The 24,879-nt window shown below is 65.7% G+C and carries 41 protein-coding genes and 1 tRNA gene; 22 read left to right on the top strand and 20 right to left on the bottom strand.

Annotated features, from left to right (window positions below; genetic code table 11):
• The 10 genes from ABB33_RS05100 to ABB33_RS05055 form a co-directional block, all read right to left on the bottom strand.
• Complete coding sequence (locus tag ABB33_RS05100) at nt 1-1,062, bottom strand: phage major capsid protein (protein ID WP_152984972.1); 1,062 nt, start codon at nt 1,060-1,062, stop codon at nt 1-3.
• A 171-nt stretch (nt 1,063-1,233) separates the two neighbouring features.
• The gene (locus ABB33_RS18845; protein ID WP_056931395.1) at nt 1,234-1,782 is read right to left on the bottom strand and encodes a crAss001_48 related protein; all 549 of its coding nucleotides are present in this window, start codon (nt 1,780-1,782) and stop codon (nt 1,234-1,236) included.
• A gap of 58 nt (nt 1,783-1,840) precedes the next feature.
• On the bottom strand, nt 1,841-2,986 hold the full coding sequence (locus tag ABB33_RS05090) for a hypothetical protein (protein ID WP_056931394.1): 1,146 nt from the start codon (nt 2,984-2,986) through the stop codon (nt 1,841-1,843).
• A gap of 29 nt (nt 2,987-3,015) precedes the next feature.
• Nucleotides 3,016-5,049, bottom strand: coding sequence for a hypothetical protein (locus ABB33_RS05085; RefSeq protein ID WP_056931393.1), 2,034 nt, complete (start codon nt 5,047-5,049; stop codon nt 3,016-3,018).
• Complete coding sequence (locus ABB33_RS05080) at nt 5,046-6,401, bottom strand: terminase large subunit domain-containing protein (protein ID WP_152984971.1); 1,356 nt, start codon at nt 6,399-6,401, stop codon at nt 5,046-5,048. The genes ABB33_RS05085 and ABB33_RS05080 overlap by 4 nt, the downstream gene beginning before the upstream one ends.
• Nucleotides 6,385-6,900, bottom strand: a complete 516-nt coding sequence (locus ABB33_RS05075) for a hypothetical protein (RefSeq protein ID WP_056931391.1) — start codon at nt 6,898-6,900, stop codon at nt 6,385-6,387. Before ABB33_RS05075 ends, ABB33_RS05080 begins: the two co-directional genes overlap by 17 nt.
• A gap of 219 nt (nt 6,901-7,119) precedes the next feature.
• On the bottom strand, nt 7,120-7,581 hold the full coding sequence (locus tag ABB33_RS18940; RefSeq protein ID WP_192301401.1) for a hypothetical protein: 462 nt from the start codon (nt 7,579-7,581) through the stop codon (nt 7,120-7,122).
• A gap of 227 nt (nt 7,582-7,808) precedes the next feature.
• Nucleotides 7,809-8,315: a RuvC family protein gene (locus ABB33_RS05065; protein WP_056931390.1), complete on the bottom strand. Its 507-nt coding sequence runs from the start codon at nt 8,313-8,315 to the stop codon at nt 7,809-7,811.
• Nucleotides 8,312-8,680: a hypothetical protein gene (locus tag ABB33_RS05060; RefSeq protein ID WP_211260861.1), complete on the bottom strand. Its 369-nt coding sequence runs from the start codon at nt 8,678-8,680 to the stop codon at nt 8,312-8,314. The genes ABB33_RS05065 and ABB33_RS05060 overlap by 4 nt, the downstream gene beginning before the upstream one ends.
• Nucleotides 8,677-9,057, bottom strand: coding sequence for a Ref family recombination enhancement nuclease (locus ABB33_RS05055; RefSeq protein ID WP_056931388.1), 381 nt, complete (start codon nt 9,055-9,057; stop codon nt 8,677-8,679). Before ABB33_RS05055 ends, ABB33_RS05060 begins: the two co-directional genes overlap by 4 nt.
• A gap of 59 nt (nt 9,058-9,116) precedes the next feature.
• On the opposite strand from ABB33_RS05055, the gene ABB33_RS18460 reads away from it, so the two are divergent.
• Nucleotides 9,117-9,644 (top strand): hypothetical protein, encoded by a 528-nt coding sequence (locus tag ABB33_RS18460; RefSeq protein WP_152984969.1) that lies wholly within the window; start codon nt 9,117-9,119, stop codon nt 9,642-9,644.
• Nucleotides 9,645-9,652: 8 nt separating this feature from the next.
• On the opposite strand, the gene ABB33_RS05050 is transcribed toward ABB33_RS18460, so the two are convergent.
• From ABB33_RS05050 to ABB33_RS05035, 4 genes are all read right to left on the bottom strand, one after another.
• Entirely contained in the window at nt 9,653-10,108 is a 456-nt protein-coding gene (locus tag ABB33_RS05050) for a recombination protein NinB (RefSeq protein WP_056931387.1), read from the bottom strand.
• Nucleotides 10,105-11,601, bottom strand: coding sequence for a replicative DNA helicase (dnaB, locus tag ABB33_RS05045; RefSeq protein WP_225546629.1), 1,497 nt, complete (start codon nt 11,599-11,601; stop codon nt 10,105-10,107). Before dnaB ends, ABB33_RS05050 begins: the two co-directional genes overlap by 4 nt.
• Nucleotides 11,598-12,512 (bottom strand): hypothetical protein, encoded by a 915-nt coding sequence (locus ABB33_RS18455; protein WP_152984968.1) that lies wholly within the window; start codon nt 12,510-12,512, stop codon nt 11,598-11,600. Before ABB33_RS18455 ends, dnaB begins: the two co-directional genes overlap by 4 nt.
• A gap of 93 nt (nt 12,513-12,605) precedes the next feature.
• Complete coding sequence (locus ABB33_RS05035; protein ID WP_056931385.1) at nt 12,606-12,914, bottom strand: hypothetical protein; 309 nt, start codon at nt 12,912-12,914, stop codon at nt 12,606-12,608.
• A gap of 111 nt (nt 12,915-13,025) precedes the next feature.
• Between ABB33_RS05035 and ABB33_RS18935 the strand changes: the two genes are divergently transcribed.
• Together ABB33_RS18935 and ABB33_RS05030 are read left to right on the top strand one after the other, a co-directional pair.
• Nucleotides 13,026-13,196: a hypothetical protein gene (locus tag ABB33_RS18935; RefSeq protein WP_211260860.1), complete on the top strand. Its 171-nt coding sequence runs from the start codon at nt 13,026-13,028 to the stop codon at nt 13,194-13,196.
• Between the two features lie 73 nt (nt 13,197-13,269).
• Nucleotides 13,270-13,509: a hypothetical protein gene (locus tag ABB33_RS05030; RefSeq protein ID WP_056931384.1), complete on the top strand. Its 240-nt coding sequence runs from the start codon at nt 13,270-13,272 to the stop codon at nt 13,507-13,509.
• A 68-nt stretch (nt 13,510-13,577) separates the two neighbouring features.
• Here ABB33_RS05030 and ABB33_RS18450 read toward each other — a convergent pair whose 3' ends face one another.
• Entirely contained in the window at nt 13,578-13,796 is a 219-nt protein-coding gene (locus tag ABB33_RS18450; RefSeq protein ID WP_152984967.1) for a hypothetical protein, read from the bottom strand.
• Between ABB33_RS18450 and ABB33_RS18760 the strand changes: the two genes are divergently transcribed.
• On the top strand, nt 13,795-13,962 hold the full coding sequence (locus ABB33_RS18760) for a hypothetical protein (RefSeq protein WP_161809409.1): 168 nt from the start codon (nt 13,795-13,797) through the stop codon (nt 13,960-13,962). The genes ABB33_RS18450 and ABB33_RS18760 overlap by 2 nt on opposite strands.
• Here ABB33_RS18760 and ABB33_RS19275 read toward each other — a convergent pair.
• A complete protein-coding gene (locus tag ABB33_RS19275; protein ID WP_082594995.1) occupies nt 13,959-14,180 on the bottom strand; it encodes a transcriptional regulator in 222 nt (73 codons plus the stop codon). The genes ABB33_RS18760 and ABB33_RS19275 overlap by 4 nt on opposite strands.
• Nucleotides 14,181-14,262: 82 nt before the next feature.
• Between ABB33_RS19275 and ABB33_RS05020 the strand changes: the two genes are divergently transcribed.
• The 15 genes from ABB33_RS05020 (at nt 14,263) to ABB33_RS04965 (ending at nt 21,677) form a co-directional block, all read left to right on the top strand.
• Nucleotides 14,263-14,928, top strand: coding sequence for a S24 family peptidase (locus ABB33_RS05020; protein ID WP_056931382.1), 666 nt, complete (start codon nt 14,263-14,265; stop codon nt 14,926-14,928).
• A 30-nt stretch (nt 14,929-14,958) separates the two neighbouring features.
• Complete coding sequence (yecR, locus tag ABB33_RS19270; protein ID WP_082594994.1) at nt 14,959-15,381, top strand: YecR family lipoprotein; 423 nt, start codon at nt 14,959-14,961, stop codon at nt 15,379-15,381.
• Nucleotides 15,382-15,541: 160 nt separating this feature from the next.
• Entirely contained in the window at nt 15,542-15,943 is a 402-nt protein-coding gene (locus ABB33_RS05015) for a hypothetical protein (RefSeq protein ID WP_056931381.1), read from the top strand.
• On the top strand, nt 15,940-16,206 hold the full coding sequence (locus tag ABB33_RS05010) for a hypothetical protein (RefSeq protein ID WP_056931380.1): 267 nt from the start codon (nt 15,940-15,942) through the stop codon (nt 16,204-16,206). The genes ABB33_RS05015 and ABB33_RS05010 overlap by 4 nt, the downstream gene beginning before the upstream one ends.
• Nucleotides 16,203-16,487, top strand: a complete 285-nt coding sequence (locus ABB33_RS18445; protein ID WP_152984966.1) for a hypothetical protein — start codon at nt 16,203-16,205, stop codon at nt 16,485-16,487. The genes ABB33_RS05010 and ABB33_RS18445 overlap by 4 nt, the downstream gene beginning before the upstream one ends.
• Nucleotides 16,484-16,606, top strand: coding sequence for a hypothetical protein (locus tag ABB33_RS19165; protein WP_263863251.1), 123 nt, complete (start codon nt 16,484-16,486; stop codon nt 16,604-16,606). The genes ABB33_RS18445 and ABB33_RS19165 overlap by 4 nt, the downstream gene beginning before the upstream one ends.
• A gap of 249 nt (nt 16,607-16,855) precedes the next feature.
• On the top strand, nt 16,856-17,089 hold the full coding sequence (locus tag ABB33_RS05005; RefSeq protein WP_056931379.1) for a hypothetical protein: 234 nt from the start codon (nt 16,856-16,858) through the stop codon (nt 17,087-17,089).
• A 38-nt stretch (nt 17,090-17,127) separates the two neighbouring features.
• Nucleotides 17,128-17,643, top strand: coding sequence for a hypothetical protein (locus tag ABB33_RS05000; RefSeq protein WP_056931378.1), 516 nt, complete (start codon nt 17,128-17,130; stop codon nt 17,641-17,643).
• Between the two features lie 113 nt (nt 17,644-17,756).
• On the top strand, nt 17,757-18,494 hold the full coding sequence (locus ABB33_RS04995) for a Gabija anti-defense Gad2 family protein (protein WP_056931377.1): 738 nt from the start codon (nt 17,757-17,759) through the stop codon (nt 18,492-18,494).
• A gap of 104 nt (nt 18,495-18,598) precedes the next feature.
• Nucleotides 18,599-19,309, top strand: coding sequence for an ERF family protein (locus ABB33_RS04990; protein WP_082594993.1), 711 nt, complete (start codon nt 18,599-18,601; stop codon nt 19,307-19,309).
• Nucleotides 19,306-19,935, top strand: coding sequence for a lambda exonuclease family protein (locus ABB33_RS04985; RefSeq protein ID WP_056931376.1), 630 nt, complete (start codon nt 19,306-19,308; stop codon nt 19,933-19,935). Before ABB33_RS04990 ends, ABB33_RS04985 begins: the two co-directional genes overlap by 4 nt.
• Nucleotides 19,935-20,162: an RNA polymerase sigma factor sigma-70 region 4 domain-containing protein gene (locus ABB33_RS04980; RefSeq protein WP_056931375.1), complete on the top strand. Its 228-nt coding sequence runs from the start codon at nt 19,935-19,937 to the stop codon at nt 20,160-20,162. The genes ABB33_RS04985 and ABB33_RS04980 overlap by 1 nt, the downstream gene beginning before the upstream one ends.
• Nucleotides 20,159-20,416 (top strand): hypothetical protein, encoded by a 258-nt coding sequence (locus tag ABB33_RS04975; RefSeq protein ID WP_056931374.1) that lies wholly within the window; start codon nt 20,159-20,161, stop codon nt 20,414-20,416. Before ABB33_RS04980 ends, ABB33_RS04975 begins: the two co-directional genes overlap by 4 nt.
• Entirely contained in the window at nt 20,413-21,231 is an 819-nt protein-coding gene (locus tag ABB33_RS04970) for a hypothetical protein (RefSeq protein ID WP_056931373.1), read from the top strand. The genes ABB33_RS04975 and ABB33_RS04970 overlap by 4 nt, the downstream gene beginning before the upstream one ends.
• Nucleotides 21,228-21,677, top strand: a complete 450-nt coding sequence (locus ABB33_RS04965) for a hypothetical protein (protein ID WP_056931372.1) — start codon at nt 21,228-21,230, stop codon at nt 21,675-21,677. The genes ABB33_RS04970 and ABB33_RS04965 overlap by 4 nt, the downstream gene beginning before the upstream one ends.
• Nucleotides 21,678-21,712: 35 nt before the next feature.
• Here the strand turns inward: ABB33_RS04965 and ABB33_RS18440 are convergent, their stop codons facing one another.
• Nucleotides 21,713-22,312 (bottom strand): hypothetical protein, encoded by a 600-nt coding sequence (locus ABB33_RS18440; protein ID WP_152984965.1) that lies wholly within the window; start codon nt 22,310-22,312, stop codon nt 21,713-21,715.
• An 80-nt stretch (nt 22,313-22,392) separates the two neighbouring features.
• On the opposite strand from ABB33_RS18440, the gene ABB33_RS04960 reads away from it, so the two are divergent.
• From ABB33_RS04960 to ABB33_RS04950, 3 genes are read left to right on the top strand one after another with little or no spacing between them, the layout of a single operon-like run.
• Nucleotides 22,393-22,602, top strand: coding sequence for a hypothetical protein (locus ABB33_RS04960; protein WP_056931371.1), 210 nt, complete (start codon nt 22,393-22,395; stop codon nt 22,600-22,602).
• Nucleotides 22,595-23,236 (top strand): hypothetical protein, encoded by a 642-nt coding sequence (locus ABB33_RS04955; RefSeq protein WP_082594991.1) that lies wholly within the window; start codon nt 22,595-22,597, stop codon nt 23,234-23,236. Before ABB33_RS04960 ends, ABB33_RS04955 begins: the two co-directional genes overlap by 8 nt.
• 33 nt (nt 23,237-23,269) lie before the next feature.
• On the top strand, nt 23,270-23,503 hold the full coding sequence (locus tag ABB33_RS04950) for a helix-turn-helix transcriptional regulator (protein WP_182334734.1): 234 nt from the start codon (nt 23,270-23,272) through the stop codon (nt 23,501-23,503).
• A gap of 36 nt (nt 23,504-23,539) precedes the next feature.
• Here ABB33_RS04950 and ABB33_RS04945 read toward each other — a convergent pair.
• From ABB33_RS04945 to ABB33_RS04935, 3 genes are all read right to left on the bottom strand, one after another.
• A tRNA-Ser gene (locus ABB33_RS04945) sits at nt 23,540-23,632 on the bottom strand.
• Between the two features lie 75 nt (nt 23,633-23,707).
• On the bottom strand, nt 23,708-23,911 hold the full coding sequence (csrA, locus tag ABB33_RS04940) for a carbon storage regulator CsrA (protein WP_054668711.1): 204 nt from the start codon (nt 23,909-23,911) through the stop codon (nt 23,708-23,710).
• 139 nt (nt 23,912-24,050) lie between these two features.
• Nucleotides 24,051-24,879, bottom strand: an 829-nt coding sequence (locus ABB33_RS04935) for a DHHA1 domain-containing protein (RefSeq protein ID WP_248842447.1), incomplete at its 5' end; no start/stop codon positions are given.

The following is a 24,879-nucleotide window of genomic DNA, read 5'->3' as shown; positions in this document are numbered from 1 at the left end:
TCAGGCGATGCTGAAAACCGCGTTCGAATTGCGCTTGCGGCAGGTCAGGCCGTAGTCCGCGGTCAGGCCGAAGTAGTACGTGTAGCGGTCGTACACGCGCGGCGGGGTGCGGCGGATCATCCAGCGGCCCTTGACCGGGCGCAGGCGCAGGGCCTTGCTGTTGAGGAAGTAGCCGCGCTTCTTCCACGGGTAGGTGATCGCACCCAGCTCTTCGTCCAGGGCATCGAAGGTCGGATCCCACACCACCGGCACGCCCTTGAAGGCCAGCGCCTTGGTACTCGGGTCCAGCGTCACGCCGCCGGTCGACGCCTGGCCCAGGTTGATCTGGCGTCCCATGACCTTGAGCGCGTCGGCTTGGATGGCGTCGTACATCGCCGAGCCCACGACGATGAAGTCGGGGTTGCCCAACTTGCCGTAGGTGATCGTCTGGCGCCACAGGGTCTCCAGCGTGGAGATCAGGTTGCCGGCCGTGGCCGTGCTGATCCCCATCTGCGCCCAGTTGCGCCACCACGGGGTGGTCGACGCATCGATGCCACCGATGACACCAGCGTTCGGGGTGGTGCTGACCAGCGCGTCCAGGCCCGGCACAGCCTTCGGGTTCGCCGAGCCGTCGAGGTGGACCTCGCGGTCCCAGTTCTCCTGGAAGCCATCCTTCAGCGTGGTCCAGCCTTCCTGCAGCTTGTCCACGATCTGGATCTTCTCGGCATCGGTCATCTGCGCCGACTTGTCGTCGGTCAGGATGATGCCGTTGTTGGCCAGCTCGGTCTCGTTGAGGCTGAAGCCGTCGTGGGCCTCGAAGTGCTGGAACGGCGCCAGGCGCACGGTGTCCTTCCGGTTGAACGTGACCTGGTCGTCGCCGGAGTAGTTCTGGTAGTTGCTGTCGTTGGTGAAGCGCACCTTCTCGTTGAAGATGCCGTTGCCGAAGACCGTCTCGGTCTTCTTCTCGATCAGCCACTTGGCCAGCGGACGCTCGCTGGTGAACTGGTCGATCGGGTCGTCAGTCGCATAGGACTGCATCTGGTAGTTGGCGCCGGACGCCAACTGGGCGGGAGTCAAAGGCATATCGCACCTCGGAGGGAAAGAGGAAGCCCGAATGGGCGTGGTCTCTCGCGTTCCGAGGGCGCGACTCTCGTTTCAGCGCTACCGGCGGCGAACCCGGCTTGCGTCACTCGCGATGCCGGCGTTGGCCGGCTGGATCGCAATATGCGCCAGCCGGCATGCCAGTCAACGGGGCTATGCGGCGTTCGTGTTGAGGCCGGGGTTGTCGGGGCGCGCGGTGCCGGCGATGTCGGCGGACGCATCAGCATCGGTCAGTGCCGGGCGCTCAAACTGCCCTCGCGCGCGCTCGACACGGATCAGAAGCGCATTCCAGTAGGCGACCATGCACTTGGCCTGCGTATCGAGATCCTTGCGCTCGTCCTCCGACAGGCTCGCGTAAAGATCGCTGCCCTGGAACGTACCGAGCTTCTTGATGCGATCGTCCAGCTGCTCCAGCTCCGCGACCATCCGCTGCACGTGCGGCGGGAGGTGTCCGATATGGCCAAGCGGGAGATATGCCGCTTCGAACACGTCCTTCGGCGACCAGCTGGTGTAGCCATCGGGATATTTCACGGTGTACCCGGCCTGCGGCGGAAGCGTGCCCGTGGAGGCAATAGTGCTGTCTTCGCAGTAGCCGGTGCATTCGGCAGATCCCGGCTTGCAGTCCAGGCCACAGATGCGCGTGGAGACTTTTTCGCTCGGCCAGGCCTCGATGATCTTGGTTCCGACGTAATGCTGGGTCATTGCACTCTCCGGTTGTTGAGCACCCGCCAGATGGCGAGCGCGAGGGGATGGCGGCGCATCAGCGGCCCTGCGTCTTGGCCAGCTGCACCCCGAAGTCGAAGGCGTTCTCCTTCGTCGGGGCCTTGCTCAGGTCAACGCCAGTGGCGCGGACCGGGTTGTTGGGCGCCGCTGCCGGCTGGCGCTGCGCGGGCGCTGCCACCGGTGCGGGTGCAGCGAGGTAGGCCTTCTGGATCGCCGCGGCCCACTGCTGGGGCGGCAGGCTGTCCTGGATGACCGCGACCATCGGCTGGATGGCCTTGAATTTGGCGTCGAAGTGCTGCGGGTCGGCGGCACGCAGCTTGGCGCCCAGCGCCTGCACGTCCTGCATCGCCTGCTCCTGCGTCTGGGTGGCGGCCTGCGACTGCTCCATGACCTGCCGCTGGCGCTGCTGGCTGTCCTGCTGGAGGGCCGAAGCGCGGCGGGTGCGGATCAGTTCCTCCGCTGCCGCCTTGGTCATGTCGCCATCGGCCACCTGCTTGGCCAGCTCGGGATACTCGGCCAGCGGGTCGTAGCCCGGCGCCGGCCGGCCCAGCTCCTTGGCCAGCCAGGCCATTTCCTGCTGCATGAATTCGTAGGCCTGCGCCATCGCCGCCGGGTCGCGCGAGTTGATGGCGGCCAGGTAGTTCAGCGCGTTGCCCATCTGCTGCGGATCTGCGCCGGTGGACTTGATCGTTTCCTCCCACTGCCGGCCGCGCTCGGCGTCCGGTCGCAGGGTCTCGACCTCGGCAGCGCGCTCGCTCAGTTCGCGGAAGCGCTTCTGGGTCCTCTCGTTCGAAATGCCCAGATCCTTGATCTCGGCGTCGATGGCATCGGGCTGGTTCGCAGCCTCCGCAGCGGCAGCGGCGGCAGCCGCCGGGTCCGGATCTCCACCTTCGCCGCCCGCGGCGCCCGGTGCACCAGCACCGCCTGCGGCAGCGGCAGCACCTGCATCAGCGGCGGCCGCGGGATCTGCAGCAGCCCCATCGGCGGCGGCAGCCGGCGCGCCACCGTCCTCCAGCACTTCCTGCTCGCGGGCCTTCTCCACGCCCTGGCTGAAAGCGTCCAGCGCCTCGGTGTTGGTGTTGCCGTCGTTGCTGGCGACGGTCGCCGCGGCCTGGGCGGCAGCGGCTGCAGTGCCGTCATCCTCGATGGCGGTGGTGTCGGGTTCGTTCTGGTCAATACGCACGTGTGTGTCCTCGCTGGCGGCGTGTGGGGTCAAACAGGGGTGATTGCCGGCGGCGTCATCGCAGCCGGGTCGAGCATTGCGGGATCGATGGGCGGCTCACTGCCGGCGGCACCGGCAGCCATCGCCGGGTCAATGGCGGCACCACCCATCGGATCGAGCGCAGGGTCAACCGGTGCCGGCGCCTGCGGAATGAAGCTGTAGGGGTCGATGCTGGTATCGCCGGCGCGCTTCACCGTCTCCACGGCTAGCTGCTCGAGGCAGTTTGCGATGTCCAGCCGCGACGAGCCGCGCATCTGGCCGATCTGGATGGCGGACTGCTGGAGCTGCGGTAGCAGGATCGACCACTGCTGCTGGCGCAGGGCCGTGGCCGGCTTCCCGGACGATCCCGCCCGGATATCCACCTGCACCACCATGTCCAGCATCTCCGGCTCTGGGACGTTGAACCACAGCGCATCGGCGCCGGCCCAGTTCGCCGCCTCATCCTGCGTCAGCCCGTTGGGGGAAACCGCCAGCTCGGCGGTGTAGACCGCCAGCTCGGAGAGCATCTCGTCCAGGCTGTCGCGGGCGTAGCCGATGCGGGACTCCGTGCCCTGCTGCTGGATGTCGGCTTCGGTCGCGGTCTTGGCGGTCTGGATACTGGAGGACAGCGCCTCCTGCACGCCCCAGATCATTTCCAGCTCCGCACGGATCTGCTGGGTGTCGTAGAGCGCCGGGTCGATCTGGTTGTAGCTGATCGGGAACACCACCTGGTCCGGCCGCTGGCCCTGCAGGTCCAGGCCGACCATCTCGCTCACCACCGCGCCTTCGAGCTTCTTGGCGTCGAGGGCATCCAGTGCTCCACGATCGAAGCCAGTCTTCGGAATGGCTCGGCTGCGGTGGGTCCGGTAGTTGGTGCGCGTGCGGTTGTACTCGTCCAGCAGCGAGCGCGAGCGGTCGACCAGGGACTGTGGGTGGCGTGCGCCGTCGTTCCAGATCACGGCCCAGCTGAAGAACGGGTAGAAGCGCGTGGTCCGCTGCTCCGGCTTGAACGGCTGGCGCAGGTAGCGCGGGCAGCCCTCGGCCAGGGTGATGACGTGTCCCGTCTCCTTGTTCCACACCTCCCACACGCAGACGCAGGCCTTGCTCGTGTCAGTGGCACCGGCCGGCCCCTTGGAGAACGCGTCCGCCTGCTCGCCCCGGGCCGCACCGCCGAAGCCCGCACCGTCCGCGGCCTTGCCGGGAATGCGGAAGTAGGCCGTTGCCGATCCCAGCACGTCGGCGGCATCGGGATACGTCGCCTTGGCCTTGTCCATCGGCATGAACAGGCGCTGCGCGATCCACGGGCTATCCACGTACTGCTGCAGGCACGCGCACTCCGGCGCCTCCTGGATGTCCTCTGCCCGCACGAAGTCGATGCACAGGGCGTTGAAGATGATGCGCTCTGCCTCGTCCTCGGCCTGCTGCAGGCGCTGCTCGAGTTCTGCGCGCTGCGCGGAGTAATCACCCACCATGCCTTCGGTTAGGGCGTTGTGGAGCTGGCCGATGGCCGCCAGGCTGGAGCGCAGGCCGGCAATCTCCTGCTGCAGGGCCGGGTTGCTTCCCGTCTCCCGATGCCACGCAGCCTTGAGCCAGCCGATGCCAACGCTCAGGCCGGAGCGCACCAGCGGGTCGGCCGCCGCCTTCAGCTTGCCCTTCTTCCAGAGCCTGCCGACGACGATCTCCAGCGTGGTGGCGAACGCCTTGGCCTCCTGCTTGATGCGCGGGGAGACCGCCTCGGCCAGCTCAACGCTCACCTCAGGATCGCGGGCGTACAGGAACGTAGTCAGGATGCCGACGTAGGTGCCGGCGATGGGCACACGTACGTCGTACACGTCGGTGTTGGCCTGCTCCTGGCAGTACGTGCGGTCCTTGGCGTAGCCCTCCCGGGCTCCCTTGTCGAACTCGCGCGCTTCCTCGATCCGCTTCAGCCAAGCCTTGACCGCGCCCTCTTCCTCCAGCGTTGCAGCAGCCTGGCGCTCGGCTTCCGCCTGCTCCATCTCGTCTGCTTCGATCGCCTGGGCCAGTTGGTCGCCTGGACCGGTCATAGCATCTTCCTCTTCCGTTCCATCGCGTCGGCTGCCTCGCCGTTGTGCTCGAGCCATTGGCGGCTATAAGGCGTGATGACCCGACCCCGTTCAACGGAGGTCGGCGCCCTTGCGCTGGCGATGGCCGGGAAGCGGCTGTGAATGAAGTAGCCCAGTGCGTCCGGCGGGTGATCGAAGCCGGTGGTCTTGTCCGGCATGCCGTTGGCGTCGTAGGCCTGCTTCTCCAGCGCCTCGGTCAACTTGGGGCAGCCCACCGGGTTCACCCGTAGGCGGCGCACGCCCCTGGCATTGCAGAGCATCGCGTTGACGCTCACCACGCGGGCGCGGATGCGGGGGTTGGACGGCGGCACCCGGACGACGAACCCGGCCGCCCGCAGAAGGCCAAGGTCGGACACACTGGCGTTGTTGGTGTGCGAGCTCTCCCCACTGGCGTCGGGGTAGACCGCAATGTGCCGATCGCCGAACCGCTCACGCAGCGCCACGATCATGGCCGGGGTGTCCCTGACGCCGGTGAACTCTTCCAGCGCCAGCGGCTGGCCGGCCCGGATCACGCAGACGACGGCCGTCATGTTCATCACGTTGAAGTCCATGCCCACGTGGAGCCGGTCGTCGTCGTTGATCGTGGCCATGGTGCCGTTGAGCTTGCGGTCGTAGGCCGCGTACACCGAGCCACTGGTCAGGTTGACGAACAGGCCGTTGATGTAGGCCTTCACCAGCTGCGCCGGGTACGTCTCGAACAGGGACTCGATGTAGTCGTCCGGCAGGTTGATCTCGTTGTCGTAGGTGCTGGCGTGGACCTTGCCGTACAGCGCGGCCTTGGCCGGCTCCTGGCCCGGGATCTGCTCGAACTGCTCGTAGACGAAATTGAAGCCCTCGGGCGTCGTCGTCACATCGATGCCGTTCTGCAGGCCGGGCGCCTTCACGCGCAGGCGGGCGATGATCTTCCGCCAGGCGTCATGTGCCTTCCGCTTCTTCAGCGTGTCGATCTCGTCCACCAGACCGCGGCCGATCTTGAAGCCCACGATGCTGGCCGGGTTGTCCATGGACCGGCAGATGGCCGTTCCGCGGTACTGCCGGCCGGCGTACAGGTGCACCTCCTTGTTCGACTGGTTGATCTGCGCTCGCAGCCCCCAGTCGAAGGCCACCTCTTCGATCGTCGGGTAGAAGATGTCGCGGATCTGCGGATAGCTGGGCGCGAAGTACCCCGTGGGGATCCGCGGGAACTCCCAGGCATGGCGGCACAGTGAGCCGCACCCCACCCAGGTCTTGCCCGAGCCGAAGCCCCCTACGAACGCCCGGAACTTGTGCGGCAGCTGGAGGAACGCCGCCTGGGGCTCATTGAGCGTCGGCACGCTTGCGCCCACTGACCACGTCGACCGTGACGGCTGCCGGCGGCGGCGCATCGTCGTTGAAGCCCTCCGGCTTGTCGCGCCAGTGCTCCGGCTTGCGGTTCTTCAGCCAGAAGATCATCGCCGTGGAGTCCGGCGGGTAGTGCTTCATCACTGGCGTCAGGGTCACCTCGCCTAGGTAGCTGCTGACGTGGGTGTCCGGATGGCTGTAGCCGGTGGCCCGCTCGAACAACGCCCGCTCCACCCGGCTGTCGGCCTCAGCCTTGCCCAGCCTTAGGGCTTCCGAAAACTCGGGGTGCTTCAGCTTCCACAGGGAGACCGTCGACAGGGCCACCTCGAAGAAGGCCGCCACCTCAGGATCTGTGCAGCCCTTGTCGGCGAGGAACTTGGCCTGCTTGGCGAACTCGGGCTTGTACTTGCTGGGCCGGCCACCCGCGCCCTTCTTGCCCGGTGGCTGTGTTGCCGCCTTCTTGACAGCGGGCTTGACTGTCTTGCGTGACATGGTCAGCCCCCTACAGCGGTGGATCGCCGATTCCCGGAAGTCATGGCGTCACCAGGGGTCATAGCCCCCGGCCGGCCGCACGCGGCCTCTTCCGTGTCGGCTGCGGGCTGTTGTCGACACCTGCCCGCTGGTCGGGCCGGTACTGCAGAGAGCGCCCCGGCCGGCGCTTCGAGATACGGATCGATGGTGTTGGGCGTCTGGCGGTCGCTCATGCCGCCATTACGCGGCAGCGGCCATCTCATGCAACGGAGGGAACGGGAGCTGGAGCTGCACGGGCCGCTCGGCTCCCTGGTCCAACTGGGCAGGCTCATCGTCCAGCGCCCACGCAGGCAGGTGGAAGCGGATGTCCTCTTCCAGGGCGTGCAGGTCCGGCACCGCTGCGTTGCCCCCGCCCATCGGAAGCTCCGCGTAGGTGCCCATCACCCAGTCGTACTGCTCGGCGTAGAAGCGCTCGGTCCTCGCCTCCCCCGCCATGAGCAGGTAGACCTCGGCCTGGCTGTTGATGGCCACCACCGTGCCGGCCCCTCGGGCGTAGAGCGTCTGGCGGATGCGCTTCTGGAGCCGCTGGGCCAACTCCTGCACCGTGGCACAGTCGTCCAGGCAGAATGCCGGCTTGATGTGGCGCTCCACCTGCCTACGCGGCGTGGGGTCTCGGTTGGTGTCGTGGTTCGAAGTGGCCATCGCATCCTCCCGCTCTACGCATCTCGCATCTCGCAGCTCGTCCAGGACCTCGTCGTCCAATCTGAATGCCGGCAGGCGCCCATCGGTGTCACACGCACCATGCCGGTCCGGCTGGCGCCGGCAGTGGAACGTCCCGTCGGTCAGCTCGCGGAATTGGCACACCGAGCACCTGCCCATGCGACGGACACGGGCTCGGTAGCGCTTCCACATGCGGGCTATTGCGTCGGTCAAGCGGCCACCCCGCTGGCCAGGCGCTGTTCACCGTACAGGGCGATAAGCAGGGCATCAGCCCGCCCGTTGTCTTTCTTCCGGGTCAGCATGTGCGCGACCTCGGGGAACCGCTGGATGGCCAGCTGCCGCGCCGCGTCCTTGTCCTTGCCAATCAGGGAGAACTGACGCTTCCACACCGCCGGGATGGCGCGGGTGTACGGCACGCCCAGTACGTCGAGCGTGAAACGGATACCGCCGCTGGTCTCGCCAAACCGGAAGGCGCTGGTGCCGCCGTCGCCGGGCATGGCGCCCACCTTCTCGACGCAGGCCGACACGAAGGCGCCGGGATGCGCGGCGCGCTGCTCGCGGATGAAGATGGCCAAGGCCCGAGCGTCGATCTCGCCCCAGCCGTCCACTCGCCGGGTAGGCAGGTCGATCATCGGGCCGGCCACGCCGTCCAGTAGGGTCACGATGGCGCCGGTCAGGCCCGGGTCGATGCCGAAGGTCAGGCGGAGCGCGGTCATCCCCTGAGTTCCTTCGCGTGCGCAGCGTCGATGGCAGCAAGCTCGTTCATGGCTTTGGCCGCCCAATGGTTGTGGACATCGGTGTGCCGGCCGCTGTGCTGAGCCAGCGCGTACTCGATCACTTCTCGGTACAGCATGGCTTCAACCCGAAGCGCGTCACGCTCTGCCTCGGCGCGCTGAGTTCGCCCTCTCCAGACATTGATAACCGCCTCGTTCTCAGCAAGCTCTGCCGTCAGGCGGTCGATAGCGGCTTGGTCGTAGTAGTCGCCCAAGGGGAGACCATTGACTGCAACCGTTGTTGACCAATAGCGCCCCGCAGCCGAAAGGCACAGAGCCACAATTGGCTTGATCTTGTTCTCGTTCATGCTGCCCATGGGCTGCTCTCCTTCCGGTGCTTCTCGATCAGAGTGTTCTGCAGGTCCAGCAGGTAGTCGTCGCTGCCGATCTCCTGCCGGAACCGGCGGGGCTGCTTGGCGTAGCTGGGGCCGAACAGGCGTTCGCAGGTCTCGGCCGACATGCCGCCGAATGGCTCGCCGCGGTGGCTCCAAGGGTTCAGGCCCACGGTGAAGTCGTGGCCGCGCCGCTTGGCGCCGTGCTTGCCGCCGACGGTCAGGTGGTGCACCTCGCAGGGGACGTGCCCGAGGCCCAGGCTGTTGGCGACGATGCAGCCAATCTCGGTGATGGCGTCCATCCGTGCCTGCTGCGCAACGGTCGGCTTGCCGGTTGAGCGGCCGAGCTTCATGCTGCGGACCTCAGTGCAAGGGGGAAGGCATGGAGTGCGCATTTATCTTCTGGAGTGCAATGAAGCCCGAGGCGCAGGCAGCCTGGGTGCAAGCTGTCGGCTCTGTATTGGCGATCTTCGTGGCAGTTGCAGTGCCTTGGCAGCAGCACCGGGCAGCTATCAAACGCCAGCAGGCAACAGAGGATTCGCGCGCGCGTGCCCTCGCCCTTGCAAATTTGAATCTCTTTAGAAACTGGCACTACTCCATCCAAGGCGCGCTTGATGCCTTCGGCCAAGCCCCAAAGCCTCTCACTTTCAATAACTGGAAACACATTCAGGGGATCATCGAAGTGAACCCCACGGATACCGCTTTGATGGACCGCAGTGACGGTTTCGGCCCAGCAAGTGGAATCGTTCAGGATTTTCTCTACCATGCCCAACTTGCATGGTTTGCCACCGACAACGCACTTATTTCCGACGGCGACGAGACTCACGAACAGGCATTCTTCGAACATGCGAATGCCGCTGCATTGAAGCTGAGCCAAGCGATTCGGATACTGGAGAAGCTCGCCGGAGCTGGTGCCAAGAACCACTATCGAAAAATATGAAATAGGCATCACGCCACCCTCCGCGGCTGCTCGCCGTAGTCCCGATACCGCGGCTCGTTGAGCCGCACGCCGTTCTCCACGGCCCAGGCCTGCGCGAATGTGATCAGGTCCGCCATGTCGCCCACGGACATGGTTCTGGTCTGCACGGCCAAGTTCACCACGCTGGCGCCGTCCAGCGACGGCACGATGTCGCCCTGCTGCCGGCTCTCGGTGCGCGCCCAGGCGTCGACCAGCAGGCGCTTCCAGCCCTCCTTGTCGATCCAGCGGCCGGCCCACTGCCGCTGCTGGGCAATGTCCTCGCAGATGGCGTGGAGCATCGCGTTCTGCTCCAGGCTGCGGGTGGACTTGCACTCCTTGACCTCGACGCGGACGGCCCGGCCAAGCTCCAGGTACTGGCAGGCGAAGCGCCAGGCCGCGGCCATGCGGTCCCGGGCGTTCTCGGCCCGGAGGATGAAGGTACTCATTGGTCACCTGCCCTTGCCGCTGCGGCCGTGGTCTTCATCCGGCCGAAGCCGGCCGCCTTCGCGGGCTTGTCGGGGGTAGTGGCGATGGGCGCCGGCTGCCAGTACTCCGGCAGGTTGGAGAACCGGAACTGCTCGGGCTGGTACAGCACACGCACGTCGCCGGACGGGCCGTTGCGCTGGATGCCCACGATCAGCTCGGCCGTGCCGCGGTAGCGGGTGTGCCGGTCGTAGATCTCGTCGCGGTAGATGAACACAACGGCGTCGGCGTCCTGCTCGATGGATCCTGAGTCGCGCAGGTCCGAGACGATGGGGCGCTTGTCGGGCCGCTTCTCCAGGTCCCGGTTGAGCTGGGACAGCAGCAGCACCGGCACCTTCAGTTCGGCCGCCATCAGCTTCAGCGCCCGGGTGATCTCGCCGATGCCGGCCGCACGGTTGTCCCCCACCACGGTCATCAGCTGCAGGTAGTCGATCACCACCAGGCCTAGCGGGTTGCGGGCATGCTGCCGGCGCACCTGCGCCACGACATGCTCCACGCGGGCATTGCGCGGACGGCTCACGAAGATGGCAGCCTCGCGCAGCCGCTTCATCGCACGGGTGACGTTGCTCCAGTCGTTGTCGTCCAACTCGCCCGAGCGGATCCGCTGGCCATCGATCCCGCCGATGCTCGCCAGCATGCGATCGCCCAGTTCCTCGGGCTGCATCTCGAAGCTGAAAACCGCCACGGCCTTGTGCTGCTGCAGCGCCACCCACTCGGCGATGTTCTGCGCCAGCGTGGTCTTGCCCATCTTCGGGCGTGCTGCCAGGACGTACAGCCCGCCCGGCTGCAGGCCGCCCAGCAGTGCGTCCAGGTCCGTGATGCCCGTGGACAGCCCGTGCACCTGGGTGCCGGCCGTAGCGCGCTCGGACAGGCGGTCGTAGACGCGCTGCATCACCGGTGCGACCGACTCCAGCTCGCACGGCTCGCTGTCCAGCAACCCACCGATGCGGCTCTGGGCCTCGCCCACCAACTCCACGCTGCTGCGGCCGTCCGGGGCGAACCCATCGTTCACCATCGCCGTGCCGACCTCGATCAGCTGCCGCAGCCGGGCCTTGTCGGCCACGATCTCGGCATAGGCCCGGATGTTCGCCGCGGACGGCGTGGTGCTGGCCAGCTCCAGCAGGTAGGCACCTTCGCCCACCTGGTCCAGCTTGCCGCGGGACTCGAACCACTCGCCGATGGTCACCGCGTCGAAGGGCTGCTCCTTGGCGGCCAACTCGGCGATGGCCCGGAAGATCAGCTGGTGGTCGCGGCGGTAGAAGTCCTCGGCCGTCACCACGTCCGCCACGTTCCACCAGGCCCGCGCCACCAGCATCAGCCCGCCCAGCACGGCCTGCTCGGCGTCGATGCTGTGCGGGGGCACACGGGCGCCCTGCGGTGCCGCGGACTCCTTGGCGCCGGCGTACAGAGCCGCCATCCGCTCCAGCTCGCCCTGGGTGTCGATCGGCGCGGTCATGCCGCATCCCCCAGCGCAGTCACGGCCTGGTCCATGATCTGCGCGAAGCGGTCCTCGGCCAGCAGCACGTCCAGGTTCTGCTTCCACCGCGGGTTGTTCGGGTTCGGCACGTCGCCGCGCAGCCACGGGTCAGCGGCGCACTGCTCGAAGTAGGCCTGCCAGAACGCCGCGGCGTCGTACTCCCAGCCCAGTTGCCGGCACAGCTGGCGGGCCAGCTTGTCCGCGGCCAGCACTCGCCGCTGGCGCTTCGGGTTCAGCACCACGATGCGCTGGCAGTTCGGCAGCAGCTGGTGGTAGGCAGCCAGGACGATCTCGGCAGTCCTGCCGCCAGGGTGCGGATGCACGGTTGCGGCTTGCGGGGCGTCCAGCAGCAGGTCGACGGCGTCGGCCGGCGGCTGCGAATCCGAACGTAGTGAGGATTGCTCTTCTTCCTGCTCCTGCTCCTGTTCCTGCTCTTGGCTTGAAAGGAGTCTGGAAGGCCCTTCCGAACCCCTTCTGCGCGTCAGGTGGAAATCGGCCTTGTAGCGGTCGAAGAAGGCACCGAGGAAAGGGTTGTCCGGCAGGCTGTCGTAGTCCCGCTGCACGCCCACACAACGGTTGTCCGAGGCCTTCAAACCCTTGCCAATCTGGAAGGTAGCCATCTCGTGGACCCACACGAACTCGGACCCTTCGTCATAGCTACAAAGGCCCTCTTCGATGCACACCCTCAGCCCTTCGGAGGCCCTTTCGACCCCTAGCCCGGTCTCGTGTGCCATGTAGAGGATGGGCTGGTAGTACAGGCCCAGCATGTTCGAGGCCGGCGAGGACATCAGGTACAGGGCGCAGATGACCCCTTCCGGCCCCCTTCGGCGGATCGCCTTGCCGGTCTCGCCCGTCCAGAAGGTAGGCATCACCTTGGCGTAGTCACGCATGGCCAGCACCCCGCAGCAGCTGCAGGCAGCCGGCGATGTGCCAGCGCTGCTGGACCAGCCAGATGGCCCTTTCCAGGGGATCGGTCATGTACTTCATGCGGCCGTCCTCATCAGCGCGGCCAGGCGCTGCACGTCGCTGACGCCGTCCAGGGCGCGCTGCAGGTCCATGTACTGCCGCAGGAGGTTGCTGCCGGTTGCCGCGCATAGCGGGCCGATCAGGCGGTGCGGGATCGGCGCAGAGCCGGTCTGCATCCGCGACACGTAGCTGCGGCTGCGTCCGATGCAGGCCGCCACGTAGTCCAGCTTGTGCCCACCGGCAGCGATGGACACCGCCAGCGCCTGGGCCTCGCTCTCGATCTGCCGAACGACCTTGACCGGGGCATCAGCCGGTGCCTTGTGCATCCCGAACGCGAGCGGCAAAGGCCTTTGGTTGCAGGTGGTTTCATTAAGTTTCATAGCGTTTAACTCCGCCTCGGGGCGAAATAAAGGCCCAGTCCCGAAGGACCGAGCCGCGTGGATTCAGTGAAGGAATGCCCGACCGTCGTGACGCTCGTGCGGATGTGCGGCCGGCTCTACGCCGTGAGTCGCCGCGGTGATCGCGTGGCCGTGCGCTTCATCCCGAAGCGCGAACGTCAGCGCCCTACCCGGCCCGGCGTGGTCGTGCCGTTCCCGGGGAGCCGCTGAGTGCCGGGGCTGGAAGGCGCCCGCCTGCCGGTAGGATTGGGGGTGCGACCCAACCAACCCACCGGAGACGGACATGGACGAAACAGAGGCCCGCATGCAGCAGGCGATGATCACAACCTTCATGGCTTGCGCCGTGCGCGCGCTCATGGCGAGCCACCCGAATCCGAAGGCGCTGCGGGAGGCGTGGAATCGCGAGGTGGCAGGCGTTTGGGCCACGGCGTCCACGAAGTTCGCAGGTCCAAACCCGGCTGCAGACGCGATGCGGGAGATTCAGGACGCCTGGGAGCGCCACATACCGGTATCCCCAACCTGAAGAACAGGTCGCTGACCGCAAGCGCGGCCATCAACCGGAGCTGGCGATCAGGCATTTCCGCAGCCATGTCAGGCCGCCTCCCCTTCGCGTTCCAGCTGCGTCTGCTGCCACTGGGCGAACATCGCCGCCGCGAACTCGGCATTGGTACGCTGCTCCACCAAGGCCCAGAAACCGATCTCGGCCATGGCATCCTCTGCATAGCCGGCAGGCACCCCACCGTTGGCGGCGCACCACTCCAACATGCGGCCATGGGCCGTGAGCAACCGATCCGAGGTCTTCTCAGACATGGCCACCTCCGAACAGATCGACGCGGCACTGGCGAGGCTGGAACGAGCAAAGGCCGAGAGGGACAGCTGGAAAGGTCGCAGCGACCACCACTACGCGATGGCTGCGCATCTGGTCGCTGCCCTGGAGAAGGAGCTCGCCAGGCTGTTGAGCGAAGGCGAACACTAGGCCGCCTCGCCCTTCTCGGGCGCCGGGCCGAAGACGTCGGGGCGCAGGTCATGGCGGGAGACGCCGGTGGCTGCCTCAATTGCGAGGGAGTGCTTCGGTGGAACTGGCCTGCTGCCGTTGACCCACTGACTGACCGCCTGTGGCGTCACTCCAAGCAACCGGGCAATGCCGGCTTGTCCAGCCCCATGTCTTTCAACTGCTCTGGCGATGGCATTCATACCACCACTAAAGCATCGCTTAAGCCAATAGTCAAGCAATGCTTTCTTACATTGGCTGCGCGAGTGCGTGGACAATCAAGCGATGCTTGAAAACCATGAAATGGCGGTCGCCATCCGCTCGGCCATTGAAGCTTCGGGCCGCACTCAGAAGGAAATCGCCGATGCCTTCGGCGTCACAGAGCAAGCTGTGTCGGGTTGGCTGCGGACTGGCAAAGTGGACAAGCGGAAGCTGCCCAAGCTTGCGGCCCTCACAAACCGACCGCTCTCACACTTCGGAATGGGTGATAGTTCACCGGACCCGGTCTCAAGCCCAGCGACGACAGGTAATTATGTTCGCGTCTCACATCTGGACGCGGAGGCGGGCATGGGGGGAGAGAGGGTCAATGACGACTATCCAGAGGTCATTAGGGCAATGGACTTCGAGCCAGCCTACATCCGGTCATTGGTCGGCTTTGTCCCTCCACCGGGCCGTTTGGTCCTCATTACGGGCCGCGGGGACTCCATGATTCCGATTATCCAGCCAGGCGAGTCGTTGATGGTGGACACAGGTGTAACTGGGTTCGATGGTGATGGCATCTACCTCATCAACATCGGTGGGGGTCATCAGGTAAAAGGGCTACAGCACCGTGGCGACGCCATATACGTTGTCAGCGCCAATACCGCGCTCTATCCTGCCTTCCCGCTTCCAGTCGGCACGACCGTTGCGGGAAAAGTGTACTTAAGGAATCGAATCGAGAGATTCAATTGACCGGCCAGAAGGCCAACTACAGGGGAAAGCATGAAGAGGATTTGGCTTGCGGCGTGCCTCGTCGCAATCGCTAGCGGCTGCGCCACTACGAAGGAATGGTCTGCTACGGGGGGCAGTCGTTCGGATGGCGTAGTTCGTCTTTCGTATACCCAGGGTGAGTTCGAGAGTGTCACTGTGAATGAAGCGCAGGGGATCGATCTCGCCACCAGGCGTTGCGCCACGTGGGGATACACGGGAGCGGAAGCCTTCGGAGGTGTTACGCGCCAATGTAACCAGCCCGGTGGCTTCGCCGGTTGCGCTCTTTGGACTGTTACCAAGGAGTATCAGTGCTTGGGCGAAGGCAATGCGCACAGCACTGGCTCCCGGGTGGAGACAATTACGGTTCCAACGCAGTCCCGGCAGAGCACTCAGGATATGAAGTGGCAGCCCAAGGGTGCATTCAAGAAGGACTGATCCCCTCCTTGTTCGCGCCACTGAGCTAGTAGCAACCCAGAAGGGCCCCGCAGCGGCAGGGCCCTTTTTTTTCGCTCAACCTAAAGCAACGCTTGACTTATGACTTAAGCATTGCTTTACTTGACTCAAGCCGGCCCACCCGGGCCGAACGGGGTCAGACATGGCACTGCAGCACCAGACGATGAGCCGGTCCGCACAGCGGGCCTACGACGACCAGGCGCCGTCCGAGGATGGCGAGGCGCTGGCCGAGCGCATTGACGCCCTGATCGAGCAGTACCGGGCAAACCCGGCGAAGGTCGCCGAGGCGGACCAGTGGATGTCCGGGGCCCTGAGCGAGGACGCCTATGCCGGCATCGAGTCGATGTTCGCGGACATCGGCGACCGCATCCCCCCGACCGGGAAGGTCGTGTGGTCCGACTTGGAATCCCTGCCCCAGCCTGTTGTCGACAAGATCGCCGCGGTTGCCCGCGAGGCGTCGGCCAGCCGATCGGTGTACCTGCGCGACCTTGCCGAGGCAGCTGCGAACAGCGAATCGCGTTTCGCTTCGGAGGCTGCGGCATGAGCGCCCCCGTGGATGTGCTGGCGGTGCTTGACGGGCATATCGACTACTACGTCGCGATACAGCAGCTGGCTCGCGACGAAGGCAACAACCACTACGCGGATGAACTTGATGAGCATTGCGGAACGCTGACGCAGCTTCGCGAAGCCCGCGCAGCCGTCGCCGAGCTGATCGCGACAGCTGTCGAAAAAGCGACCGACGGCTGCCCGTGCGACAGCTGCGAGGCCCTGCGTGTCGCTGCCCGGAACTGCGGGGGTGAAGCATGAGCGCGCACAAGCACACACCGGGGCCGTGGGAATTGCACGAAAGCGTGACGCATGTTCGGGTCGTTGCCGCAGACGGAGAAAACATCTGGTTCGAGGACAAGCGCTGCCCTCGTGTGATTGAGGATGCCCGCCTGATCGCCGCTGCGCCGGAGCTGCTGGAGGCGCTTGAACCATTTGCGCACGCAACGCTTACGCATACCGGGCAGGTCATCGGCCTGACGCGGGAGGACTTTGAGCGCGCCTTGGCCGCCATCGCCAAGGCCACGGGAGAGCCCGCATGAGCTTCGAACAAGCCCTCAAAACCGCGGCCAAGCAGACCGCGCGCGACATGGTCGTTATCGCTGTGCTGGCGTTTCTGGCTGGCGCTGGCTTCGCCCTGCTGCTGGGAGCGATGGCATGAGCGGAAAGTCTGATCGCCGCAATTCTGAGTCGTTCGAGCGCCGCGTCCGGGAGCTACTGGCTGCTGGCTACAGCGCATCGAGGATTGCGAAGGAGACCGGGAAGACGTACGCGCACACCATCCGAATCGTGGAGCGCGTCAAAGCCGAAGGCGGCGCCGCATGAAGCGCCTCGCCTGGTCCGTCCTCGGCTACTCGGCAATGACCGCGATGTACTTGCTGGCGCTGTGGTGCGCAGTGCAGGTGCAGCCGTGATCCGCCTCGCCCTCTACACCGCGGCGCTGGTGTTCTTCGCCGACATGCTGCGCCGCGCGGTGATCGTGCGCGCCGACTCCTTCGTGCTGCCGCTGGCCCTCCTGTGCCTCTGGCTGCTCGTGCTGATCGTCCGCGTCTGCCGCCGGGAGCATCGCCGGCTCACCCGCCGCCGCACCGACTTCGTCCGCCCGCGCAGCTTCCCCACCCAGCGCAAGCGCGACACCCGCTGATCCCCGCCGGCGTGGCCGGCCCTACGGAGGCAACACCCATGTTCCAACTGGAAAAGCACGATTCGGCCATCGCCAACGTCAACCAGCGCATCGAGCGCCATGGCGAGGAACGCGAGCTGGCAGCCGACATCAAGTTCACCACCAGCGCCGGCAATAGCCTGCTGGACAGCATCGAGAAGGGGCTGAAGGAAGCGCTGTTCCGCAAGCCCGGCAAGGGCGAGCAGCAGGACCTGCCCATCGGCGATACGCCCCTGTCGGCCGTGAAGTTCCCCAGCCTGGAGCCGCTGAAGCTGGCCCATGAGTTCCTGGGCTACGAGCTGCAGATCGACGGCCTGCTGGAAGGCGTGGAGCCCATCGTCCTGGTCGACGTGAAGCTGAAGCGCTTCGTGATCGAGCCCAAGGAAGGCGGAAGCGTCGGCCTGTCGTTCACCGCGTCGGCCAACGTCACGCCCGACGAACTGGCCGAGCTGTCCGAGGCGCTGATTCGCGAGGACGTGCTGCTGACCCTGACGCCCCCGAAGGCTGCTGCTCAGCAGGCCGACCTGGCCGCCTGATCCCCCTGCCCTGCGCACTCCCCAGCGCAGGGCGCACCGCGGAACTGGCCTCCCCTCCAGTTCCGCACCCGGCCGGGCGGGCAAACCCGGCACCTATTCCCAAGGACAGACTCATGACCGCCCATGCTCCCGAACTGAAGAAGCTGCTCACTGCGGCGTCACATTTCACCCCTGCAGGGGCTTTCATCGCCGGCGGCGCGCTCACCAGCGTATTCACCGGCCAGGCAATCAACGATGTCGATTTCTACTTCAAGACGAGGAAGGCGTTCATCGAGGCTGTGCGGGCTGCATACGAAGATGGCCTGTGGTGCGTCGCCGCTACCGATCGCGCAATCACCTTCACCCGCGGTAACGACGTCATCCAGTTGATGCACTTCGACTTCTTCGAGACTGCCGAAGCGGTGTTTGATGCCTTCGATTTCACCGTCTGCATGGCGGCCTATGACCTCGACACCGAAGCCTTTGCGTTCCACCCGGATTTCTTCAAGCATGCCAGCCAGCGGCACCTCAGCTTCCATAGCGGCACTCGCTATCCCTTCGGCTCGCTGCTGCGAACGATCAAGTATCGCGAGCGTGGCTACAAGTTCGGCAAAGGTGATCTCCTGCGTATTGCGCTGTGCTGCCACCAGGTGCCGCTGGAATCTTGGGATGACCTTGCTGCAGCCATCGGCGGTCAGTACGGCGAGCGTGTCGCCCTCGACACCGATCAGCCCTTCTCTATCGCTGCTGCAATCGACCTTCTCGTCAACACCGAAGTGACCGTCCCCACTGCTCCCGAAGAAATGCCGGGCAGCGCGGATGAGTTGTTGGTGAAGGTTGGCGTGCTTCCGGGCAATGCGCTCGCAGCCTGACCCAGATAGCACCCCGCGCGTAGGGCGCGATCGAGCCCCGTGTGGCCCCGGCGAAAACGGGGCACCTATTCCCACCGCGCCGGCACCGCCGGCAGGAGCTATCGATGAACGCTGTAGTCGCAGCCGCACCCGACAACTACCCGCAGCCCCGGAACGAGGGCGCGACCATCCTTTCCGTCATCTCGCGCGCAGCGGCCGACCCGAACTGCGACATCGAGAAGATGGAGCGCCTGATGCAGATGCACGAGCGCATCCAGGAGCGCCAGGCTGCCGCCGACTTCGCTGCAGACCTGGCCGAGATGCAGGACGCCCTGCCAAGCATCGGGGAGCGCGGCAACGCCGCGGGGCGCTACACATACGCCCTGTGGGAGGACATCAACGCCGCGATCAAGCCGATCATGAAGCAGTACGGCTTTGCCCTGTCCTTCCGCACCGACTTCTCGGACGGCATTGCCGTCACCGGCGTCCTGTCGCACAAGGGCGGCCACCGGGAGGAAACCACGATCAAGCTGCCCGCCGACGCGAGCGGCAACAAGAACGCGGTGCAGGCGGTGGCCTCCAGCGTGAGCTACGGCAAGCGGTACACCGCGGGCGCGCTGCTCAACCTCACCAGCCACGGCGAGGACGACGACGCCTTCACTGCCTCCACCGGCTTCGACATCACCAGCTGGGCGGACGCGATCAAGGACGCCATGGACAAGGACGACCTGGACCGGATCGCCGCGGACCTGCGCACCAAGACCGGCATCCCTGCTCCTGCTATGCGCCAGATCCGCGCCCTATGGGCCGCCCGGGCGAAGGAGGTCAAGGCATGAAGGCGAACGAGGCTCAGGAATCGCAGGACTGGATGCTGGCGCGCTGCGGCATGTTCACCGCGTCCCGCGCCGCCGACCTGATGGCCCGAACGAAGTCTGGCCCGAGCGCGTCCCGGGCCAACCTGCTCGCGCTGCTGGCTGTTGAGCGCCTGACGGGCCAGCCGGTGGAGACCTACCGCAACTCGGCGATGGACCGGGGCATCGAACTGGAGGCCGAGGCGCGTGACGCCTACAGCTTCACCACCGGGCGCGCTGTCGAGGAAGCCGGCTTCGTGCTGTGCAGCGAGCTCCCGAACACCGGGTGCAGCCCCGATGGGCTGGTGGGCGACGGGCTGGTGGAGATCAAGTGCCCGGCCAGCATGCAGAAGCACCTGGAGGCCCTGCGCACCGGCGCGCATGCGGTCGAGTACCGCTGGCAGCTGCAGCACCAGATGCTGGTCGTCGGCGCGCCCTGGGTGGACGCGGTGAGCTACGACCCGCGCTTCCCCGACCGCCTGCAGCTGGCCATCACCCGCGTGGAGCGCGACGAGGCGGCCATCGCCGAGCTTCGCGCCGCCATCAAGGCGGCCGACCTGGAGGTGGAGCAGATCGTCGACGAGCTGCGCCGCATGCCGGAGGCAGCCTGATGGGCACCGTCACCTTCCAACCCGAAGAGAGCCGCGCCGGATCGCGCCGCGGCGGTGCCGCCCGGGCAGCGCTCTACGCGCACGTCGTGGAAGGCCAGCTCTGCACGACAGCCCAGATTGCGCGCCGGCTGGGCATCTCCCCCGACGCCGCATACCAGCGGATCAAGAAGCGCCCGCACCCGCTGACGTGGGATTCCCTGGCCACGAAGTGGAGGAAGGCAGCATGAGCCACCACTTCACGCGCCGCGCCCCGAAGCGCAACGAAGGCCTCAGCTGGGGCCGCTTCCCGACTGACGACGGATCCGCGGTGACCTACCGCCTGTTCCGCCGCGACCACCGAGGCGCGCTGCACATGGAGGCCCGGACCTTCTTCACCAGCGCCGATCCCACCCACATCGCCAAGGTCCTGCGCCACGCCAAGCGCCAGCTGCGCGACCGCGTGGACGAGATCGACCTGGCCGCAATGGAGCAAGCAGCATGAACGCACACAACGAGCAGCAGTGGCCCGAGTATCTGATGCTGCGCGACACCGGGCTCGCTGATGACGCAGGCGGTCTTGGGCAGCGGATATTCACTACTGCCGGAGCTGGCTACGTGAAGCAGAAGTACGTCCGCGCAGATATCGCAGCCCAGCCCGCCGCAGTGCAGGAGGCGGTGGGCTGGCAGTTCTGGCACGAAATGCCCGGTGGTGGCGGCGAGTGGCGGAATGGTTCGCCTGACCACGTGGTTAAGAACCACCGAAAGAACACGGAAGCCGCCGGAATTCCGACGCGCGACGTCTACGCCGCCCCCGTCACCGCAGCGCCGGCTCGTCCCAGTGCGCTTACTGCCAGCATCGCGAGGCTGGATGCGTTCCTTGACGGAGATTGCGTTGAACCGCTTACGCTGGCGCAGAGCGAAGCGGCGGCGCTGGTGTTGCAGGAGCTGAAGCGGCGCATGGCCAGCACCCTCGCAGCGCCAGGGATCGATCTGACGCCGTTCCGGGCGCCTCTCGTCGCTGCTGTGCGTCTGCTCGCCAGGCACGGGAGCGAGGCCGACATGAACAGGGTGGCCGATCTGATCGCCCTGATCGACGCCAGCCCCAAGGGCGGCAGCCATGCGATAGACCACGCCGGCGCTGCCATCGTGCCGGCCGGGGCGCGCATCGCCGCGCTTGAGGCGGAGGTGGCCGGGCTGCGGAATGGCATTGAGCGGGCCATGGGTGAAATCGACGATGACGGCCCCAAGGCTTTGAAGTACGCGCGCCAGGAATTGCAGGCTGCGTTGCAGACCAGCGATGCGGAGGTGCGGACGTGATCGCGGCCCTCAGCATCGACACCGCGCTGATGCGGCTCAATGAGATCGCGCGCGGCGCTGAAGTTCCGTATCCGCATTGGCTTGGCGGCGATGGAGCGGACCAAGGGCCGTCCTACTGCCGCGAATGCGCAGAGAAGGCTGTGGCGGCCGGAAAGGCGGATTTCGTTGATGGCGGATGGCATCAGGAGAATGACTGCTGCTGCCATTGCGAGGACTGTGGCCGGCTGCTGGACTACACCCTCACCAAGCATGGTGTGATGGAGGAATTGGGGCACTTTCGGGCTTGCCGCCTGCGCGGGAAGCTGGATGCTGACACCGCATATCACCTCGCGCGCATCCTCGAACAGCATGACGACCATCCGGAGGTGAAGCAGCTTCTACCGAGGGTCCGGCGTGCGCTTGCGCGGACACCGCAGGCCAACAGCCACGGCGCGGGGGTGGAGTGATGCTAGGCGAGCACCATACGACAAGCTTCACCCACCTACTCATCGAGAGCAGAAATTTGTCGGGCAGTCTCCACTTGTGGTGGCGTGGGTTCCGCGCCATTGGCTCCATAGACGGCCTTTGCAAGCTTCAACCTAGCGTCTTCCATAGAGCCAAGCACCTGCTGAAACTGCAGTCGAAAGTGAGCTACATCAACGGCATGGTCCTGAAGGTGCCGGAGGTTAGATCTCAGCCGGATCGCTGTATCCATGTCTGTCACACACCGCGCCACCTCGCCAACAAGCGATGGGTCCACCGCATCGAAGCAATCAGTAAGCAGACGCACGGAAGTTGGGTCAAGAGCATCCAACTCGTGGAGAACGGCAGCAAGCTGCTCTCCTTGCAGCACTCCAGTTCCCATTTGTCCAATGGCCACTGCCAAATGGTGGTTTTGGATAGTGAGCGATCTCTCCGCCCACTGCAAAAATGCATGAGCGCGCCTCTTGGCAGACTCTCTTCTTATACGCTCAGGAGTAATCCCCACATAGAGCGCGACACCGCCAGCAAAGGCAGTCGCAATGGCCGACCAAGCACTCCAGTTAACGACGCAGCTCTTGCTCAACAACCAGCACTGGCTCACACCATCCAGAATGTTCATTCCCTGATCCCCCTGTGGATTGGGCGGCATTCTGCCATGCGTCCGCGCGCTCGAGCGGCCCGCCCGCAGGGGGTGAGGTGATGGCCCGATACTTCATCAACGACACCGAGGTGTCGCGCGACGAGGCGTTCTATGCATGGCGCTTCTCGCAGACCTACCGTCAGGCGCGGCACAACAAAAATGTGATCTGGGACAACGCGCATCACGGGCAGGCTGACGCGCTGAATCACCTGCGCGAGGCAGGCGTCAGGATCGAGCCGGACAGCCCGCAGGAGGCGAGCGATGCGTGACCTGGACCTGCACGCGCTGTTCCTGTTCAACGTGACCGACACGATGGCGCAGCCTTGGGCGGACGCCGGCATCACCTGCTGGTGTGTGGACCTGCAGCACCCAAAGGGCGAGCGTCGGGAGGGCAACATCATCAGGGTGGGCGCCGATGTACTGCGCTACACCCCGCCGATGCGGCGATACGTGTTCGGCTTCGCGTTCCCGCCGTGCACCGACCTGGCTGTCTCCGGGGCGCGCTGGTTCGCCGGTAAGGGCCTCTATGCGCTGGCCGACGCCATCACTCTGTTCGCACGCGCTGCCGAGGTCATGGAGGCACTGGACGCCCCCTACGGCATCGAGAACCCGGTCAGCACGATCAGCAGCTACTGGCGCAAGCCGGATTACTCGTTCGATCCCTGCGACTACGCCGGGTACCCCGGCGGCGAGGGCGACACCTACACCAAGAAAACCTGCCTGTGGACGGGGGGGGGCTTCATCATGCCAACGCCGAGGCGCCTCGACCCATCCGATGGCAGCCGCATGCACCTGCTGCCGCCCTCCTCCGAGCGCGCGAACCTGCGCAGCGCCACGCCGGCAGGCTTCGCCCGCGCCGCGTTCGAGGCGAACTATGCGCGCGCACTGAGGGCTGCAGCATGACCCCCAACCTGCAACGCAATGGAGGTAGCCGACATGGCTGACGAAATCGCCCTGTGGCCACTGAAGGAGGTCAAGCTCCGGGTTGGCCTCAGCACGGCCACGATCTACCGGATGATGGCCAAGGGCCTGTTCCCGAAGCCGCGCAAGATCGGCACGAAATCGCTGTGGTTCTCGCCGGAGATCGAGGAATTCATCCTCGCCGTTGCGGCCGGCAAACCATGGTCCCCGAACATGGGGCAAAACATGGGGCAAGACCTCGCGGCATGAAAAAAGCCGCTGAAATCAGCAGCTTAGATCAGGTCTTGGCGGAGTGAGAGGGATTCGAACCCTCGATAGAGCTTTTGACCCTATACTCCCTTAGCAGGGGAGCCCCTTCGGCCTCTCGGGCATCACTCCGTTTTCTCTTTGCCCTGCCGCGTGTTCCGTGGCAGGGCGCGAAGAATACCGTTTAACGGGGTGAAAGGTAAACCCTTATTCGGAAGTTTCTTCACTTCCCTGTGCAGCGGGCTCGTCGCCGCGCTGGATACGCTGGAAAATTTCCTCACGGTGCACCGCCACGTCCTTGGGCGCGGTGATACCGATACGTACCTGGTTGCCCTTGACGCCGAGCACGGTCACGCTGACCGAGTCACCAATCATCAGGGTTTCGCCTACACGGCGAGTCAGGATCAACATTGTGCGAGTCTCCATGGAACCGGTGGGGGTTTCCCACCGGCATTGGCGCGCCAAGAACCTGCGCCCCACGACAAAGGGAAAAGACTCCCAATGTTAATGGCAGGCCGCAGGCACCTTCAAGGCGCGCGGCTGCCTGCGTTCATGCCAAGTGTGGCTTGATCCATTCCAGCACGCCGTCGAGCGCGGCGACCAGCCTGGGACCGTCTTCACCGCCACCCTGTGCCAGATCAGGACGACCACCGCCCTTGCCCCCGATCTGACCGGCGACATGGGACAACAGTTCCCCGGCCTTGACCCTGCCCATTGCCGAGCCATTGACGCCTGCGACCAGGGAGGCCTTGCCGTCCTGGGTACCGGCCAACAGGATCACCGCATCGCCCAGCTGCTGCTTGAGCCGGTCCATCGCCTCGCGCAGCGCCTTGGCGTCGAAACCCTCAAGGCGCGCCGCCAGCACCTTCACGCCGCCGATCTCGACCGCCGAAGCACCGAGGTCGGCAGTCGCGCCCGAGGCCAGCTTGGCCTTGAGGGCCTCCAGCTCGCGCTCGAGCCGCTTCTGCCGCTCGCCGAGCTGGCGGATCTTCTCCACCACATCGGTCGCCGCCCCGCCCAGCAGGCTGGCAGCCTCGGCCAGGCGGGCTTCCTCGGCATCCACGTGGTCCAGCGCGCCCTGCCCGGTGACGGCCTCGATGCGGCGCACGCCGGACGAGACGCCGCCCTCGGCGGTGATCTTGAACAGGCCGATGTCGCCGGTGCGCGACACGTGGGTGCCACCGCACAACTCGGTCGAGTAGTCACCCATCTTCAGCACGCGCACGTTCTCGCCGTACTTTTCGCCGAACAGTGCCATCGCCCCGAAATCCAGCGCCTCCTGCATGCCCATGTGGTGCACTTCGGCGGCGTTGTTGGCGCGGATCTGCTCGTTGACCTTGCGCTCGATGAGCGCCAGTTCCGCGCTGCTGATCGGCTGG

The organism is Stenotrophomonas acidaminiphila (assembly GCF_001431595.1).
Lineage (GTDB): Bacteria > Pseudomonadota > Gammaproteobacteria > Xanthomonadales > Xanthomonadaceae > Stenotrophomonas > Stenotrophomonas acidaminiphila.
Note: the sequence above shows the minus strand (reverse complement) of the source record. Positions and strands in the feature narration are given on the sequence as shown.